This is a genomic window from Methylobacterium sp. 001424705, from assembly GCF_059816145.1.
This window is the reverse complement of sequence record NZ_JCBANU010000015.1, coordinates 1-17,921: the sequence shown is the minus strand read 5'-3', so window position 1 is coordinate 17,921 and position 17,921 is coordinate 1. Positions and strand designations below refer to the sequence as shown.

Genomic DNA, 17,921 nt, shown 5'->3' with positions numbered 1-17,921 from the left:
AGCCTGCCAGAGCCGGCACCGATCCCACCCGCGATCCGCGTCGCGGGCTGGTTATGGCCCTCCCGACACCGGTCAGCGAAGTCTCGGGACCGGGTGCGGACAGCCGATCGGCCGGGGGGCATCGCCCTCAGTGCGGGGCAAGAAGCGTCTCGACGGGCGCGACGGTCCAGCTCCCTCCGGGCGCGAGGGTCAGCATCAACGCATGGTATTTCAGGATCTCCTCTCGGTGGCCGACGCTGACGAAGCGCGCTCCTGTCTGTGTCAGCACACCGTAGAGATGGGCTTCCGTCGCGCCGTCCACCGCACTCGTCGCCTCGTCGAGGAAGACCAACCGCGGGCGCGCGAGCAGCACCCGGGCGAAGGCTAGGCGCTGCTGCTCGCCGAGCGACAGGATCTGGCCCCAGTCCCTGACCGTCGAAAGACCGTCGTGGTCCGCCGCGAGATCGCCGAGACGCACCGCCCTCAGCGCCTCGAGCAGGACGGCGTCGGAGGTCTCGGCCCCATCGGGATAGAGGAGCTGAGTGCGAAGGTCGGCGTGCGTCACGTAGGGGCGCTGAGGCAGGAAGAGACAATCCGCTGCGGGGGGCATCACCACCCGGCCCGTCCCCCGCGTCCACAGGCCCGCCATGGCGCGCAGCAGCGAACTCTTGCCGACACCGGTCTGGCCGACAATGACGAGGTTCTCCTGCGGTCGCAGCGTCACGCTCAGATCGCGCACCAGCCGCTGCTCGCCCCCGGGCGTCTCAAGGCTCAGGCCGTCGAGGGCGACCGTATCGGGCCGGCGCGCGAACACGATCCCCTGATCCATCGCCCGTGTTGTTGCGAGCGCATCGAAGCGCTCGACGATCTGCGCGATGCGGACCGTGTGCGGGGCGATGCCCGAGAGCGGAGCCAGGATGCCGAGCAGGGCCGAGGCCGAGTTGGCCACCGTGAGCGTGACCGCGATGCCCTGCGTCAGCGTGCCGAAATCGATGTCGCCCGCGAACAGGCGGGGCGCAAGGATGAGATAGGGAACACCGACCCAGGCCACCCCGAAGAGGAGAGGGGCCATGTCCGTCACCGCGCGCCGGAACAGCGTGACGATGAGGTCGCGCCGCACCGCCGCCCCCACCAGGCCGTGAAGCCGGACCTGCTCGGCCGGCTCCCCGCGGTAGAACGCGATGGCCTCCGCGTTGGCGGCGATCTGGGCGAGACCGTAGCGAAGGTTGCCCGCGGCCATCGCGGCCGCGTAGCGCAGGCGCACCAGTGGCAGATAGCCGAGATAGGTCGCGATCGCCTGGCCGAGGCTGAGGCCGAGGATCACCAGCACCAGCCGGCCATTGATGGTCGTGAGCACGGCACTGCCGGCCGTGAGGGCTCCGGCAAAGCCGAGGACTTGAACCGGGAGACCGAAGAACTGACGGACGACGATGGCGAGGCTTTCCTGGATGCGCTGGTCCGGATTGTCGAGGTCGCCGCGCTGGGCGATGTCGTAATAGGCGCGCGCTCCGAGGTACCGGTCCGTGACCCAACCGGTCAGCCAGATCCGCCAAGCTTTCGTGATCCAGCCAGCGAGGATCATCGCCAGCCCGGCCAAGAGGATCTCGCCGAGGAAGAGGCTGGCGTAGAGCAGGAATTGCCAACGGAACAGCGCCCCGTCGTGCGCCGTCAACGCGTTCGTCATGTCCTTGAGGACGTAGGAGGCGGCGAGATTGAAGGTCGTGCCGAGGGTCGTCTGGCCGAGGATCGCAGCCATACCGATCCAGTAGGGCCACGCCGCGCGCCGGGTCCAGAACGGCACGAAGAAGCGGGCGATGCGTCGCAGAAGCCGAAGGTCGAGGCGGAGATCCGCTCTGCTCGCAGCGCGCGATACCGACGGATCGAAGCGCGCCGCCGCCGGATCGGCCGCGCTCACGACGCGTAGGCCCACGTCGCGACAGGTGCGTATTCCCACCGGCCGCCGGATCGGAGCGTCAGGACGTGGCTGTGGTGCGCCACGATGCCGAGCCGGTGCCCGACGCTGATGACGCTCGCGCCACTGCGGACGAGTCGGGCGTAGAGCTGTAATTCCGTCTCCGGGTCCACGGCGCTCGTGGCCTCGTCGAGAAACACGAAGCCGGGTCGTCCGACGAGGGCCCGGGCGAAGGCGAGCCGCTGCTGTTCGCCCCCGGACAGGATCTGCGCCCAGTCGCGGACCGCCGAGAGGCCGCCGTGGGTCTCAGCCAGGTCCGGCAGGCGTACCGCCTCCAGGATCGCCAGGAGCTCGGGATCGGACGCGTACGATCCGCGTGGATAGAGCAGTTGTTCCCGGAGGGAACCGGCCGGGAGATACGGCCGCTGCGGCAGGAACAGCGTCTCCTGGGCCGGCGGCATGAAGAGGCGGCCCTCGCCACGGCTCCACAGGCCGGCCATGGCGCGCAGGAGCGAGCTCTTGCCCACCCCCGTCTCCCCGACGATTACCACGCTTTCCCCCGGCCGGATCACGAGCGACAGGCCGGTCGCGAGACGGCGGGCGCCATCGGGCGTCTCGAGGGTGAGCGCCTCCACCGCCACATGATCGTACCCGCGCCGCAAGGTGATCCCGGACCGTTCGGCGCGGGCCCGGGCCATGGCGTCGAACCGTTCCTGCAAGGGGGCGAGCCGGGAAACCTGAACGGCAAGCTCGCCGAAGGCCGCCACGATCGCCGAGACCGTATCGATGACTCCGCGCATCATCAGGGTGATGGCCGTGGCCTGAGCCAGGGTTCCGTAGCTCAACGCGCCGCTGGCCACCTGTCCGCTCAGGACCGCGTAGGGCAACGCCATCCAGGCGAAGGATGTGGCGGCGTTCACCGTCAGGTACACCAGCGCCCGGAACCGCTCGAAGCGGAAGATCCGGTCCGCAGCTGCGCGCGTACGCGCCATCACCGAGCGCCGCGCCGTCGCCTCGCCCCCATAGAAGGCAATTGCCTCGGCGTGATCGCGGATGTGTACGAGATCGCGGCGCAAATCGCCCTCGGCCACCTGGACGGCAATCTGCCGCCGCACGTCGAGTGGAATGATGAGGGTGGTGGCGCCGATCTGAGCGAGACCCAGCAGGGGCACCCAGACGAGAAAGCGCTGGTCGAGGGAAACGAACACGACGACCGCCGCACCGAGGCGAGCCGCGACGCTCACCGTCCATTGCAGGATTTGAATCGCGTGCCCGACGAACGGCGCGACGCTGTCGGCAATCCGCTGATCGGGATTGTCGAGATCGCCCTGGAGCCTGACGTCGTAATAGGCGCGTTCGGCCAGATATTGGTCGATCACGTGGCGGCTCAACCAACGGGACCAGGCCGCCTCGACGAAGCCGTCGACGATGAAGCGGATCTGTGGCAAGACGGTCTTGACCGTGAAGACGAACAAGTAAGTTAGGAGCGCAGCCTCGAACGCTGCTTGGTTTCCACTCAGAAGCTCGTCCGTTACAGTCTTGAGCAGCGCGGCGGCGCGCACGACCAGATATGAAAGTAGCATCCCCTGGCTGAGTAACACTGCCACCCCGATCCAAGCCGGCCAAGCCTGCCGCTGGCGCCAGTACGGTACCGTAAGACGGAGAATGCGGTGGGCCAGCGACGCGTCGATGCGGGGCCGATCGTCTGCGGCACAGGCGGTCATGTGTTCCGAATGAAGCTCAAGATGCGATGCGTGCGCCCTACGAAGGGCACCGAACGCGACGCCCTTCGAAACCGGGATCGAAATCTTCAGGTGCGACCGATCGTTGTCGAGGTTAAGTAGACCTGAACGTCCGCCGTCGGTGCGGAAATCAAAGATTCGACATTTTCTCAGTTTTCAAAAATCTCAGAAAGAGCACTTGGCTGCGAAAAGAAAATTTCGCCCCTGACCAATACCGATAAAACGACTGTCGTAACTGGGGTTGTAATAATACTTATCCATCAGATTATTCGCTTTGAAACTGAGAGACCACTGATCGATGTCGTATCCGATGAATGTATCAACCGAAACAAAGCCGGGAACCGGATAAACTTTGTTGTTTACATCAAAAACCGTGCTGTCGGAGTTCCCACGCCCGCCTGCGCCGATCGTTAGCCCCGTCAGGCTGCCCTCTTGCCAGGTGTAGGTCGCCCAAAGACTGCCGGTGTATTGCGGTATTCCTGCAAAAGGACTCGTATTCTGCGGACTTACGAACTTTACAACCGTCGAAGCAAATGAAGCAATGAGATTTAGGCCCGGATAGAGTTCTCCTTGCATATCGAATTCGACACCCCGGCTCGTCTGCCCAGGCACAAGGACGTATTTACTCGTTATGTCACAGTCATTTGTCGGGCATATCGTTACATTTGTGGCGGCAAGATCGAAATAACTTGCGGTAAGACTCAGTTTCTTGTCGAACATGTAAGCCCGTCCGCCGGCTTCCCATTGATGTCTTTGTTCCGGCGGAAATGGAATCCCAGTCCTGTCGTTGAAGCCCGCAGCTGGGACGATCCCGGTATTCACATTACCGTAGGCGCTGAAATATGGGGTTATGTCGAAGACCGCACCCGAAGACCATGTCATTCCGCCCGACTTGATCGACGAACTCGGCCTTCCCCCACCGGAAGAACTGTTGGTGAAATCATCGTACCGAACGCTACCCGTGATATGCAACCGATTATCCAATGTATCGAATTTGTCGATGACATAGTACCCGAGGGAACTAGCTCCCAACCCTCCCAATGCCGATTGGGGAATGATCGTCGGCCGGAATAGGTCTTGGATTGGAAGTCCGGTATACGGATTCGTGAAAAAATTCTGAGATGCAGGAGCGGGAACTTGTGAATACGTAATTTGCGTCGATGAATAATCCAAACCGAATTTCAAGGTTTGGCGCGCAAATCCTGCGTCGTAAGTACTCGTCAAATCGACCTGCTCGAACAATCTTGAAAACTGATAATTACCCTGAACCTGCGTGGTGCTGTAAGTGCCATTTCGACCTGGGCGGCCGATCCAAGAACCGGTATTCAAGCCATCCGTCGATGTATCGTAACGCAGTCGGTTATGAAGAACGATGTTGGAACCCAGAATATCTCCGAAGTCGTGCGATTGTTCGCTGAAGAGCTGGATCAGCTTTGAGGTGTAACCCAGGTCCGGGTTGATTTTCGGAATGCCTCTCGGGAGCCGCAGGATAGGGTGGAACGGGTCGGCGCCCAGACGCGGAATGAAAGTATATTGGACCGGCTTTCGTGCCTGGTCGGTGTAAGTCAGCCCAGCGAGCAATGACGTTTCGCCGTCCGTCCAGCGGACGCTCGGTGCCAGGAGGTACTCGTGAGGATCTCGGTACCCCGCGTAATTGCTGTCCGCCGCATTCCCGGACGCAACGAAACGGTAGGTCAAACCCTGGGTATCGGCGACGGGCCCGCCGAAGTCGAAAGCGAGCGTCTTGTACCCATAGGAGCCATACCGCACCGTGGCATCGCGGATGACCGTCTCGGTCGGCCGCTTCGTGGTAACGTTCACGCCTCCCCCCTCCAGCGTTGCGCCGGTCAGGATGGCACTGGGTCCTTTCAGGACTTCGATGCGCTCGACGTTGTCGATTGGGGGCTGGCCATAGATCGTCATGCTCCGGTTGAACGACCCGATGCCGTCGACCATCACACCCTGGGTCTGGAAGCCGCGGATCACGAAATTGGCGCGGCCATCGCCGCTGGCGCCCAGCGTGACACCGGAAACGTTCTGAGCCGCATCTGCGGCACTCGTGACGACCTGGGACTGGATCACCTTCTGCGTCACGGTCGTGATCGTGTTCGCCAACTCCTTCGTCGGCGTACCGGAGAGACGCGACGAGGTGCCCGCATCGCCGGCCTGGAAGCCGACATCGCCGAAGCGTGAGCCCCCGCTCGCGTCGGTCACATCGATCGCCGCGATATCGCCGAGCCCCTGCGTGCTGACGCCGGTGTCGCGATCCGCGACGACGGTCACGCCGCCGCCGGAACCCGGCACGATGTGCAGGCCCGTTCCGCCCAGGACGCGCATCAGGGCATCCCGGACGACGACCCGGCCCTTCAGCGCCGCGGCCCGTCGGCCCGCAACGATCTCCGGCGGAAAGGAGATCATGATCCCGCCCTGACGGGAGATCGCGATCAGCGTACGGCCGAGATCCCCCGCGGGGATATCCAGCTCGACCAGCGTATCGAGGCCGGCAGAGGCTGGGCTGGCGCTGGCCATCAAGGCGGCAAATACCGGAGGACCGGCCCGATACGCTGATCGCCTCAGGACACTGAACATCGCGGCTCCTCGAACTCGGGTCACACCCTGTTGTCGGAGCCGACGCCCAAGTTCCCACGGTCGCGCTCGGGGTTATTCCACATCCGAAGGGTTACAGGCCGCTGCCGGAGCCGATACCCTTCGTCAGGGCCAGATCCGGTGAGACGCCGCGTTCGAAGAAGGCTTCCATCGCCGCACGCGGCGGCTCGAGGTCGAGGTTGCGCTCCGCCAACCAGTCCGGATCGAGGTGGGTGCTGCGGTAGCGCTCGCCGGAATCGCACAGCAGCGTGACGACCGAGCCGTGCTCGCCCGCCGCCGCCATGCCGGAAACGATCCGCGCCGCCGCCCACATGTTCGTCCCCGTGGAGGCACCGCAGGAGCGGCCGATCCGTTCGGAGAGGACACGCGCGGCAGCGAGGCTTGCCACGTCCGCCACCGCCTCGCTGCGGTCGATCAGGTCCGGCAGGAAGGACGACTCGCAGCGCGCCCGCCCGATGCCTTCGACGATCGACGCACACCCTGCAAGGGTGCGCACGGACCGGTCGGCGAGGTGCCGGTGGAAGACCGAGGCGTCCGGATCGGCGAGGCAGAGCTGTGTCGCGAGGCGCCGATAGCGGATGAAACGCCCGATGGTGGCGGAGGTGCCGCCGGTGCCGGCGCCCACCACCACCCAGGCCGGGATCGGATGGGCCTCGCACGCCATCTGGGCGAAGATGGACTCGGCGATGTTGTTGTTGCCGCGCCAATCCGTGGCCCGCTCGGCGAAGGTGAACTGGTCCATGTAGTGGCCGCCATGCGCGGCGGCGAGCCGTTCGGCCTCGGCATAGACGGCGCCCGGGTCCTCCACGAAGTGGGAGCGTCCGCCGTAGCGGGCGATCTGGACGACTTTCTCACCGGAGGTGGTGCGCGGCATCACCGCGATGAACGGCAAGCCGAGTAGTTGTGCGAAATAGGCCTCACTGACCGCGGTGGACCCGCTCGAGGCCTCGACGATCGTCGTGTCCGGCCCGATGCGACCGCTGCAGAGGGCGTAGAGGAAAAGCGAACGGGCCAGGCGATGCTTCAGACTGCCGGTCGGATGGCTCGACTCGTCTTTGATGTAGAAGCTGATCCCGGGGCAGGCGGGCAGTGGTACGCGAAACAGGTGCGTGTCCGCGGATCGATTGACGTCGGCTTCGATCGTCTCGATGGCGCGCGCGACCCAGGCCCGCGCCCGACAACCGGGGGCGGGAACGGCGCTCGGATCGGGCGCTTCGGGATCCGGACCATCGGCGGCCCGGCTCACGCGAACCGTCCCGTCGCCTGGGCGATACCGACGCCGATGAGGAGCAAACCCGTCGTGCGCCGGATCAGGCGATCCCCCGTCCGGCGCAGCAGGCGTCCGGCGCTGACCCAGGTCACGGCTGCGACCAGAGAGAGCGCACAGAACGTGGCCTGCAGGACGGCGAGTTGCAGCATGACGGGCTGAGCGGCGTCGACGAACTGCGGCAGCAGCGCACAGAAGAAGAGGATCCCCTTCGGATTGAAGGCGGTGACCAGGAAGACCCCGGCGAAGGGGCGGCTATTCGGGGGCGTTGGTGCGGTCCGGAACGAGGGCCGGGCGAACAGGGTCGAGAGGCCGAGGCCGATCAGGTAGAGCGCGGCCACGATCTTCAACACCGTGAGGACATCAGAGGACGCCGCGAGCAGGGCCCCCAATCCGAAATTGCAGATGGTCAGCGCGAAAGTGTCGCCGAGAACGGCGCCCGCGATGATGAAGGGGAGTGTGCTGCGGCCGGGCTGGGAGGCGTAGCGGAGGATGATGAGGGCAGTCGGCCCCGGAAGCGCCAGCGTGAGGCAGGATGCAGCCACGAAGGCGAGCCACGTGTGGAGGGTCATGTTCGGAAACCGGAGGAATGGGAGACCGATGCGAAGGACAGCGGCTCGAGGACACGGCCCCGAGCGTCCCGCCGGGGACGGCGAGACGCTCGGGGCGAGCTGAACGGCGCCGTGGACGGTCCTCCGCGGCGAGCACGCGACCGACGGGGCAGCGAAGATCCAAGCCCGATCGGAGCGACAATCAGGGGCCGGCGAGGCGGCAGCTATCGCCGTCGCAGACCATCGATGGCGGCGGAGTTGCGATGGAGGGGGCGGGCGTACGGCAGCGCTCTCGGAGAGCCGCGAGGGCTGGCTTCATGTCGTCGTCCGCATTGAACGCGTGTGCAGCCTCCCAGGCGGTCTTGGCGTGGACGGCGGCGTCCTCGTGACGTCCGGCCGTCAGCAACGCCTTCGCGTAGGCCTCCGCGAGACGCCCCAGAAGCCTGGGATTCGGCTCACTCCCGACCAGCGACCAAACCCGGTCCAGGGCCTCGATCGCCAGGGCCGCGACGGGACCGGATGCCGGCTCCTCCAGGGCTTCGCCCTGTTGCGTCAGGCCGAGCCCGATCTTGAAGAGCATATTGACGTCGTCTGCGCCGACCTCGGTGATCAGGTGCCGTCCGTAGGCCAAGGCCGCCTCGCTGCCGGCCGCTAGTTGCTTGAACTTACCGAAGCCAAACGTCCGCTCCAGCGCGGGCTCGGCGGTAAAGGCCGTGTCGTAGACCCGCAGCATGCCGTCCCGGTCGCCCATGTCGGCGCAGGCACGCACCGCCCGCTCCAAGGCCCAGGCCTCGCGGACCTTGTCCCGCAGCAATTGTGCCCGGTGCGCCTCGGCGGCAGCGGCGAGCTCCCAGCGTCCTTCGACCACCGCAGCGAGCGGCGCATCCAGGTTCATCGGATGTCCGATCCAAGCGATGCGACCCGCGCCATCCACGATGAAGGCCGTCGGCACACCCTGCTGGTAGGCCGCGTCGCACCAGGCGGCGCGCATCAGGCTCCGGCCGATCTCGTGATCCGGCCGGCGGTCGACGGCGATCCGGTAGCCGATCCGGTCGTCCCACGTGCGCACGAAGGTCTGCACGACCTCAAGCTCCGCCCATCCGACGGCAATCCCAAGGATCAGCACGGCCGGATGGCGCCCCTGAAGATCCGTCAGATGGGGAATGCTGGCGGCGCAGGGGCCACACCAGGTCGCCCAGAATTCGACGACGTGGACGCGGCCCGGTGCGAAGCCCGTGATCGGTTCGCCTTTCAGAAACGTCTCGATCTCGATGGCCGGAGCGGGATCGCCGATGAGCAGCTCGGACGAGGACATGAGTGACGACCTTCCTAAGGACTGTGTCGCGCGGGACTCGACCAAGCGGGACTCGGCCAAAATGGCCTGAAACCTGACCCGTCCGCCGACGCGGACCGGGCGATGCGTCCGGTAGAGCGGAGCGGAGCCGTCACTTGCGCGGCAGGCGCCCGGTGGGTTCCGCCGCCGCCAGCGGCGGAACCGATGGGGGAGTCGGCGGGGCCTCGGATGCAACGGTCCGAGGACCGGTCAACGGCAGCAGGACTGCGTTGACTGGGGCGAGGGCCGCGTCGAAGGCATGAAGGCCCTCGGTGATCGGTCCCACGATCCGTCCGACCGGTGCGAAGACGTAGGCGACGAGATCCGGCCCCAGCGCATTGTCCGGCCGCGGTGGCTTCTGCCCCGGCGGATCGAAGCCTCCCGGTGCCGGAGTGGAAGCCGCGGAGGCGGCGAGAAGGCCGGCCCTCGCGGAGCCCTCCCGCCCGGTACCGGGCTGGGCCACACCGGGTGCAGCCGGTGCGGTCGTCCCGGGCGCCAGCGGTTGCGCTTCAGCGGCGAATGGTCCCCCGAGGATCAGCCCAAGGCTCATCATGACGATCGATCTCACGTCCTGTCCCTCCAGATCGGGCAAGGGTGCCGCCCGCATGTGCCCATGAAGAAAAAAAATTGAGCCAGGCGGCCCAATGGCGGGGAACCCCTGGGTTTGCCGGCTCGGGATACGCCGACGCGATCACGGCACCACCGGATCACCGGCAATCGCCACGAGCAGGCGACCATCACCGATGAGGCGCGCCGCAGCGCGTCGCGCGTCCTCCGAGGTCACCGCGGCGATGCGCGTGTTCTGGGTGTCGAGCCAGTCCCGCGGGCGCCCGTCGAGCTGCAATCCCAGCAAGAGGGCTGAAATGGCCGAGGAACTGTCGAGGCGCAGCTTGGAGGAGCCGATGAGGTAGCCCTTGCTCCGCTCCATCTCGTCGGGCTCGAGGCCCTCGCGAGACAACCGGACAAGCTCCGCCTCGATCACGTCGAGCGCCTCTGCGACGCGATCGTTCCGGGTCGCGGTGCGGCCCACGAGAGTCGAGGCGCCATCCGCCACCTGAAGGGCGGTGCCCATCGCGTAGCAGAGCCCTCGCTTCTTCCGGACCTCCCGAAACAGACGCGAGGACATGTCCCCGCCCAGGCACTGGTTCACCACGGTGGCGGCAGCGAAGTCCGGGTCCTTGCGGGAGGGGCCGGGCCGTCCGAAGCGAATCGTCGATTGCGGAAGGTCGAGCCGGGTGACGATGCGTTCGCCGAGCCCCTGCAGCGCGATCGCCGGCGTCTGCGCCGGCGCGCCCATCGGGAGTTCGAGGAAGACGCGATCCAGGGCAAAGCAGAGATCGTCCGGCCCGATCGCACCGACGACGGCGACTCGCAGGTTGTTGCGGTTCAGCATCCGCGTCTGCACCGCCGCGAGGTCCGCCTGCTCGATCCGCGGCAGGCTGTCGAGATCCCCAGAGGTCGGCTGGCCATAGGGATGCCCGGCGAACCCGCGCGCGGCGAAGGTCTGGTTCACCACCTGATCCGGGCGGCTGAGGCCGGCACGAACCTCCGCCTCCATCGCGCTTCGAACCCGAACGATGTCGTCCGCGGCCAGGCGTGGGTCACGCAAGGCGAGGCACAGCAGATCGAAGGCCGCTTCGGTCTCGCGGGCGAGCGTCTTGAGTTCGCCGCGCAGGCTGTCGCTCCAGACCGAGAAGGACATCTGGATCGCACGGTCGCCCAGGGCCCGGCGGAACGTACCCCCGTCCATCGATCCGGCGCCCTCGGTGAGCAGGTTGGCGAGCATTCTTACGGTGCCGGCCCGGCCGCATGGATCGAGCGTGGGACCGCCCCGAAACCCGAACTGCATCGACAGGATCGGCAGCGTATGGTCCTCGAGGAGCCAGGCCTCGATACCGCCGGGGCTGCGCAGACATTGCACGCGGGCGGCGAGGGGCTTGCCGGAGGGGTTCGGCCTCACCGAAGGGTGAGGCTTCCCGGAAGACGTCATGTGAATCGTCATGAAGAGAGATCTTCCCCGGTCAGGCCGCTCGAGACCGAACGAGATGGCCCGATACGCCGCCCCGCCACTCCAGCAGGGCAAGAGCCTGCTGGAGTGCGTCGGCGTCGACCGCCTCGATGCGGGCCTGCCACGTCGCGAGATCGTCGAGCGTGAGGCCACAGCACAAGGCCATGCCGTACCAGTTGGCGAGGCTCACCTGACTGTCACGGGCGTACAGGGCGCTGGCTACGAGTTGCGTCTTGGCGCGCGTGATGGCGGAGGCCTCGAAACCCGAGACCCGCAAAGCGTCGAGCAACGCGTCGATCGCACGGTCGAGATCCTCGGGCGTGGTCCCGAACGCGGGTGAACCCTGGATGTAGAAGCGCGACGGACCGCGGAAGAGGGCGGACCAGTAGGAGGCCTCGACGCGGGTCGCACAGGCCTGCGCGACGACGAGTTGCGTGTGGAAGATCGAGGTGCTGCCGCCGCCCAGCAGGAAGGCGAGCACGTCCAGGGCCTCCGCCTGGCCCGGGGCCGCATCGGCGGGCGAGGGGACCTGATGCAGCCGCGTCAGTTGCGGGTCGCCGACGGTGGTCTCGACCAGGGTGATCTGCCGGTGGGCCCGGCTCGGCGGATTCGCCGGGTGCCAGCGCGCGGACGGCGCGCCAGAGGCCGGGATCGCACCGTAGATCTCGGCGGCGAGGTTCCGCACCGCCTCCGGTTCGGCATCGCCGGCCACCACCAGGAGCGCATTCTCGGGCGTGTAGAAGCGCCGGTAATAGGCGAGGGCATCGGCCCGGGTCAGGCCGGCGATCTCGTGACGCCAGCCGATGATGGGACGCCCCGACGGATGGGCCGGGCTCGCGGCGATCGCCACCGCCTCTCCGAGGAGGCCGGCCGGGTTGGCATCCGCAACCATCGAGCGCTCCTCCAGGACGACGCCCCGCTCGGTGGTGACCACGGCGTCTTCGAAGACGAGATTGCGCATGCGATCGGCTTCGTAGGCCATGCAGGTCGCCAGGTACTCGTTGGGGATACGCTGGTGATAGGCGGTGAAGTCCCAACCCGTGAACGCGTTCTCCTCGCCGCCCAGCGAGGCGAGGATTTCACTGAAGACGCCGGCGGGATACCGCTCGGTGCCCTTGAACATCAGATGTTCGAGGAAATGGGCCAGTCCGGACTTGCCGGGCGGGTCGTCCGTCGAACCGTTGCGGTACCAGATCATGTGGGTGACGATCGAGCTGCGGCGATCCGGGATGACGACGACCTGCATCCCGTTCTCGAGCCCGAATGCCGAGACCGCGATGGCCGTGTGCGCCGCCGCCGGGGGGGGCGGAAGGTGGGACGATTTCGGAGGCATGTCTGCTCGTTTCGGGTTTGGAAAGGTGCCCGGCTGGGAGGCGGGATCTTGCGTCCCGTGCCTCGGCCGGAGCGCTACCGGCGGCTGAAGTTCAACGGGATCGTTTGCGTGATCGGTTGGCCGCCCGGGGGCGGCGGGAAGGGGGCCGCCCGGTACATCACGGCCACCGCCTCGGCATCGAGGGCCGCATTGCCGGAGGATGCGATGAGGCGCGCGCCCGTCACGCTGCCGTTGGCCGCGAACGTGACGCTCACCACCGACACCCCGACGGCGCCGGCCGCGGACGGGGGGAAGCGCTTGGCGCGGACGATCCGGGCGCGCATCTCGTTCTGCCAGGTCGCGCGGGACGCCTGGCTGATCGCCGAACCGGCGGCGGCGGCGGCGGTCCGGTTCGCATTCTGCTGGTCCGACTTCGGACCGCCGCCGCTCCGGGACGCTGCACTGGGATGAGACTTCTTCTGGACGTGGATTTTCGGGGCTGGCTTCTTGAGAGGCCGCGGCTTCTCGGGCGGCTTGGGTTCGGGCGCTTTGGGTTCGGGCGCCTTCACCTTTTTCGGGATCGTCGGGGGAAGAACGGCCTGGGGTGCGACCTGCGGCGGGGGCGCCTCGAGAACCGCCTCGGGATCGGGCGGTGGCGGAGCCTCGTCGAAGGGCTCCGGCTGGGCCTGTTGTGCATCCGGCGCCGCCGGACCGTCCTTGGCGTTGTCCACGTCGGATTTCGCGACGGTGGGCTCAGGCGACATGTCGATCATGATCGCCGCAGGCATCTCCTGCGGAGCGGAAGCCTTCTCGGACCTCTGCGTCAGGGCGAGGTAGAGTCCGACATGGACGGTGAGCATTAGGAGGACGGCCAACGCCCAGCCCAAGAACCGGAGCAGCACGGACGGCTCGGACCTTTCCAACTCCGCGCGACGCTGCTCGGTGGCCTGAAGAAAGGCTTCAGGCGGCGGATGCATCATGGTTGCACTCCGCCGGACGTCTCCTCGAGACCGACGAGGCCGACCTTGAGATAGCCTGCGCTGCGCAGCAGGTTCATCACCTGCATCAGTTCGCCGTAGGGCACACCCTTGTCGGCCCGCAGGAAGATGCGCTCGTCCTTGTTGCCTCTCGTCGCGTCATCAAGGGCCGCGCCGAGATTCGGCCGGGCCACCGCGTCCTCTCCCAGGGTGACGGAAAGATCGGATCTGATGCTGACATAGACCGGCTTGTCCGGCCGCGGCTGCTGGGGTGCGGAAGAGGTCGGCAACTCGACCGGCACACTCACGGTCGAGAGCGGCGCCGCGACCATGAAGATGATCATCAGCACCAGGATCACGTCGATGAACGGCGTGATGTTGATCTCGGCGTTCTCGACGAGATCGTCGCCGCCGTTGGATCCGAGATTGACGGCCATGCGCCTACTCCGCAGCCAGGCGCAATTTGGACGGGCGGCCGTAGGTGACCGCCTCACGCGTGTCGAGGTCGCGCGACAGATGACGCATGACCAGCGCGACGGCGTCGCCGACCAAGGCCCGATAGCCGGTGATCGAGCGCGTCAGCGCGTTGTAGATCACGACGGCGGGGATCGCCGCGACGAGGCCGATGCCGGTGGCAAGCAGCGCTTCGGCGATGCCGGGCGCCACCACCGCGAGAGAGGTGGTGTTCGAGTTGGCGATGCCGATGAAGCTGCCCATGATGCCCCACACGGTGCCGAACAAGCCGACGAACGGGCCGATCGAACCGATCGTCGCCAGAATTCCGGTTCCGGACGCCATTCGCTTGCCGATCTTGCCTTCGATCCGAGTGAGCGCGATGGCCGCCCGCTCCTTGATGCCCTCGCTTGGCAGCCCCTGCGAGAGCACGACCTCGCCCTCGACCTCGATCAGCAGAAGCGCCCCGATGCCGCGGCGAACCTGGTCATTCGCCTCCGGCAGGCTGGCGACCGACCGTAGCGCCTTCAGGCTCGACCGGATCTGCCGTTTGGCGAAGGCCAGGCTCAGCGTCTTCACCAGGAGGATGGCCCAAGTCACCACCGACGCCAGGAGAAGCGTCACCATCACCGCCCGCACGACGACGTCCGCACTGAAGAACATCCCTATGGGCGAGAAGTCGTGGGCGGCACCGGCCGCCTTGCCGGTGGCCGGAAGCTGCGCGCTCGTCGCGCCGGGTCCCGCCGGCACGCTCGCGGGCGTGGACGCCGGGGGGAGCGCGGGCGCGCCTGGTACGCCCTTGTCCGGCGCGACGTTGGTCGATGCGGCGTCTGCCGGTGCCTCGACGTCCTGCGCAGCTGCTGGCGTGGTGATCGCGGCCGCACCTAGCAGGATCAGGGCCGTGATCGTCAGGGCAATCCCACGCCGCGGACCGTTCGCCGAACCGGATTCATGAAAGGCCGTCGTCACCGTCATTGGGCTGAACCTTCGTTGCAGTCACCGTAGTGCTCCGAAGGCTCTGTGGGACGAGGCGCGCAATCTGCCACCCTACCCCTGCATTTTCCGGTTTGCCCAGGGTTTCACGCGAGGGCGCGGACGACCTGTGGGGCCCTCGGTGCAGCGTGTTCCCGAGTGCGGTGTATTCGAGTCCGGCGCGCGTCCTGGACTCGACAAAGAGATTGTTATCCTTCCCGCGGTCCTCATCGAAGCTGCAGCCTATCAGGTCGAGGACATTTCGGTTCACAGTCACGACGGGTCCATTGGACCGGAAACGAACGACCGTCTGCGAGCGGTGAATGGCGGCGATCCGGCTGGCATCATCGCCGTTGGGCAGCCGTTCCTGCGCATCCACCCATGACGATCGCCCGGCGCGACGTCTCATCCGCGACGCGGAGACCACGGTGCATGCCGATCCGCGTCGGGCGCTCTGTGTCCTTGCGGAACGCCTTCTCCGGGACCTGCAAGCCCGGGGCATCGACCCTCGGGCGATCGTCGAGGGATATGGAACCCAGCGGCGCGTCCAGGTCGAGCGCGACCGCGAGGATGTCCGGCGTGGACTGCGCCATGAACCTGAGGCGGGCGCGCCACGGTCGGGTTGCAGCATCGCGCCGGTCATCGGCGATGTCGTTCGCCGCAGCATCGCGGGCCCTTTTTGACCCCCGTTGCGGTCAGCCTTCGGACGTCGATTGCGGTCACCCTGGCGCCGGATGATCGTTCACGTTCACGTCAATGATCCGAATATACCAGATATTCGCCAGGCTTAATCGGAACTCGCCGTCACGGAGGCCGGTTACGGCGGGACTTGATTTGAGCGGATGGGAGTCCCGGTGACACTCGGCGTCGACAGGCATGAACTCCAGCAGATCGTGGCCGGACTGAGCGAGGGCGTGATCCTGGTCGAGCCCGACCAGACCATCGCCTACGCCAATGCGGCGGCGCTGGCCATGCATGGGGCCGAGAGCCTTGAGGAACTCGGCGGAACGGTGGATGCCTACCGCGAGCGCTTCGCCCTGCGCTACCGCAACAACCATGCCCTCAACCAGTATCCGATGGAGCGCGTCGTCTCGGGCGAGCGTTTCCACGACGTCATCGTCGAGGTCACGCGCACTGACCGACCCGATGCCGACTTCGTCCACTCGCTGCGCAGCCTGGTTGCGACCGACCGCGAGGGCCAGCCGAGCTGCCTCGCCCTTATCCTCAAGGACGTCTCCGACCAGTTCGAGGCCGAGGCGCGCTTCGAGGCGACCTTCAACGCCAACCCCGCGCCCGCCGTGATCTGCCGGCTCGCGGACCTGCGCTTCGTCAAGGTCAACCTCGGCTTCCTGGAGATGACCGGCTTCACCCGCGAGGCCGTCATCGGCCGCAGCGTCTACGAGGTCGACGTCCTGGCCAATGCCCGCAACCGGGACCTGGCGATCGATCGTCTCAACAGCGGCGGCACCATCCCGCAGATGGAAGCTTGCCTCGACCTGCCCGACGGCGGCACCCGCTTCGTCATCGTGGCCGGGCAACCGATGGAACTCGGCGACGAGCGCTGCATGCTCTTCACCTTCGCTGACCTCGAACTGCGGCGCAAGGCCGAGACCGCCCTGCGCCAGAGCGAGGAGCGCTTCGCCAAAGCGTTCCGCCTCACCCCCGTGCCAACCCTGCTGGCCCGCGCTGAAGGTCTGGCGATCACCGGCGTGAACGAGGCCTTCAGCCGCGTCTTCGGCTTCGGTTCTGAGACGGTCACCGGCCGCACGCCGGCCGATCTCGACCTTTGGGTCTCAGAGCCGCAGCGCGACCGTTTCGAGACGGCCCTGGCGCGCACCGGCTGCGTGATGGGACTGGAGGTCTGCCTGCGTCATGAGGACGGGAGTAACCTCGATTGCCTGGTCTCGGCCGAGCGGGTCGAGATCGGCGCGGAGGCCTTCGTCCTCCTGGTGCTGCAGGACATCACTGAGCGCAAGCGGAGCGAGCGTGAGCTGTTCGAGGCGATCGAGGCGGTGATGGCCGACACCTCTTGGTTCAGCCGCGGACTGATCGAGAAGCTGGCCCACCTGCGCCAGCCCGGCGCGGGCCATCAGGATGCGGTCTCGCCCAACATGACGGTGCGCGAGCGCCAGATCCTGGACCTGATCTGCGCCGGGCTCTCGGACGAGGTCATCGCCAAACGACTGAACCTGTCCAAGAACACCGTGCGCAACCACGCGGCGGCCCTCTACCGGAAGCTCGACGTGCACAAGCGTTCCGAGGCCATCGTCTGGGGCCGCAACAACGGCTTCCCGACAGCGTCGTCCGGGTAAAAAAACCTGGATTACCGGTACATTCTCACTATTGAAGCGGCAGTCCGAGGGGCCATCTCACGAACCAGGGACGACGGGCCGAGGGTTCCACCGCCGAACATCACCGTCCGCCGGATCGGTGCCCATCCTGCCGGGAGCTTCGACATGACCGCTCCCAGATCGCCAGCCTGCGCTCTGCCAGAGCCCGACGCCCACCGGCGCTGGGTCAGGGCGACCGGCGGCGAACGGATCGGCGAACGGCAGATCGGGACGGGGGACCCTACCCGAACCGACACCAGGCCGGGATCGGCCCGGCGTCAGCCTCCGCGAGATCGGAGACGGCGTTCTTCGCCGCTCTCTCCGCCAACACACCCACAACTCCGCGCCACGAAGCGCGCACAGCAAGGACAATCATCATGGTCGACACGGATCGCATCACAGGCGCCGCCAAGGAGCTCGGCGGCAAGGTTCAGGGCACGGTGGGCGATCTCACCGGCTCGAAGCGGGACTCGCTCGA

The 17,921-nt window shown here is 66.7% G+C and carries 14 protein-coding genes; 3 read left to right on the top strand and 11 right to left on the bottom strand.

Annotation, left to right across the window (positions count from 1 at the left end; translation table 11 throughout):
• Nucleotides 1–127: 127 nt before the first annotated feature.
• From AC6EUL_RS12720 to exbB, 11 genes are all read right to left on the bottom strand, one after another.
• Nucleotides 128–1,894 carry an ABC transporter ATP-binding protein/permease gene (locus AC6EUL_RS12720; RefSeq protein WP_499870440.1) on the bottom strand — a complete coding sequence of 589 codons (1,767 nt, stop codon included), beginning with the start codon at nucleotides 1,892–1,894 and terminating at the stop codon, nucleotides 128–130.
• The gene (locus tag AC6EUL_RS12715; RefSeq protein WP_499870438.1) at nucleotides 1,891–3,615 is read right to left on the bottom strand and encodes an ABC transporter ATP-binding protein/permease; all 1,725 of its coding nucleotides are present in this window, start codon (nucleotides 3,613–3,615) and stop codon (nucleotides 1,891–1,893) included. The genes AC6EUL_RS12720 and AC6EUL_RS12715 overlap by 4 nt, the downstream gene beginning before the upstream one ends.
• A 183-nt stretch (nucleotides 3,616–3,798) precedes the next feature.
• Nucleotides 3,799–6,222 (bottom strand): TonB-dependent siderophore receptor, encoded by a 2,424-nt coding sequence (locus AC6EUL_RS12710; protein ID WP_499870436.1) that lies wholly within the window; start codon nucleotides 6,220–6,222, stop codon nucleotides 3,799–3,801.
• A 91-nt stretch (nucleotides 6,223–6,313) separates the two neighbouring features.
• Nucleotides 6,314–7,390, bottom strand: coding sequence for a PLP-dependent cysteine synthase family protein (locus tag AC6EUL_RS12705; RefSeq protein WP_499870556.1), 1,077 nt, complete (start codon nucleotides 7,388–7,390; stop codon nucleotides 6,314–6,316).
• A 92-nt stretch (nucleotides 7,391–7,482) separates the two neighbouring features.
• Nucleotides 7,483–8,079 carry a LysE family translocator gene (locus AC6EUL_RS12700; RefSeq protein WP_499870434.1) on the bottom strand — a complete coding sequence of 199 codons (597 nt, stop codon included), beginning with the start codon at nucleotides 8,077–8,079 and terminating at the stop codon, nucleotides 7,483–7,485.
• 181 nt (nucleotides 8,080–8,260) lie between these two features.
• Nucleotides 8,261–9,418 carry a TlpA family protein disulfide reductase gene (locus AC6EUL_RS12695; RefSeq protein WP_499870432.1) on the bottom strand — a complete coding sequence of 386 codons (1,158 nt, stop codon included), beginning with the start codon at nucleotides 9,416–9,418 and terminating at the stop codon, nucleotides 8,261–8,263.
• 664 nt (nucleotides 9,419–10,082) lie between these two features.
• Nucleotides 10,083–11,351, bottom strand: coding sequence for a M16 family metallopeptidase (locus AC6EUL_RS12690; RefSeq protein WP_499870430.1), 1,269 nt, complete (start codon nucleotides 11,349–11,351; stop codon nucleotides 10,083–10,085).
• 61 nt (nucleotides 11,352–11,412) lie between these two features.
• Nucleotides 11,413–12,732, bottom strand: coding sequence for a M16 family metallopeptidase (locus AC6EUL_RS12685; protein WP_056219826.1), 1,320 nt, complete (start codon nucleotides 12,730–12,732; stop codon nucleotides 11,413–11,415).
• A 74-nt stretch (nucleotides 12,733–12,806) separates the two neighbouring features.
• Complete coding sequence (locus tag AC6EUL_RS12680) at nucleotides 12,807–13,613, bottom strand: energy transducer TonB family protein (protein ID WP_499870427.1); 807 nt, start codon at nucleotides 13,611–13,613, stop codon at nucleotides 12,807–12,809.
• A gap of 74 nt (nucleotides 13,614–13,687) precedes the next feature.
• Entirely contained in the window at nucleotides 13,688–14,125 is a 438-nt protein-coding gene (exbD, locus tag AC6EUL_RS12675; protein WP_499870425.1) for a TonB system transport protein ExbD, read from the bottom strand.
• Nucleotides 14,126–14,129: 4 nt separating this feature from the next.
• Complete coding sequence (gene exbB, locus AC6EUL_RS12670) at nucleotides 14,130–15,116, bottom strand: tonB-system energizer ExbB (RefSeq protein ID WP_499870423.1); 987 nt, start codon at nucleotides 15,114–15,116, stop codon at nucleotides 14,130–14,132.
• Between the two features lie 320 nt (nucleotides 15,117–15,436).
• Between exbB and AC6EUL_RS12665 the strand changes: the two genes are divergently transcribed.
• The 3 genes from AC6EUL_RS12665 to AC6EUL_RS12655 all read left to right on the top strand — a co-directional run.
• Nucleotides 15,437–15,796: a hypothetical protein gene (locus AC6EUL_RS12665; RefSeq protein ID WP_499870421.1), complete on the top strand. Its 360-nt coding sequence runs from the start codon at nucleotides 15,437–15,439 to the stop codon at nucleotides 15,794–15,796.
• Nucleotides 15,797–15,967: 171 nt separating this feature from the next.
• Nucleotides 15,968–17,425 (top strand): PAS domain S-box protein, encoded by a 1,458-nt coding sequence (locus AC6EUL_RS12660; RefSeq protein WP_056271926.1) that lies wholly within the window; start codon nucleotides 15,968–15,970, stop codon nucleotides 17,423–17,425.
• Nucleotides 17,426–17,820: 395 nt separating this feature from the next.
• Nucleotides 17,821–17,921: CsbD family protein (locus AC6EUL_RS12655; protein WP_499870554.1), on the top strand; the 101-nt coding region annotated here is incomplete at its 3' end.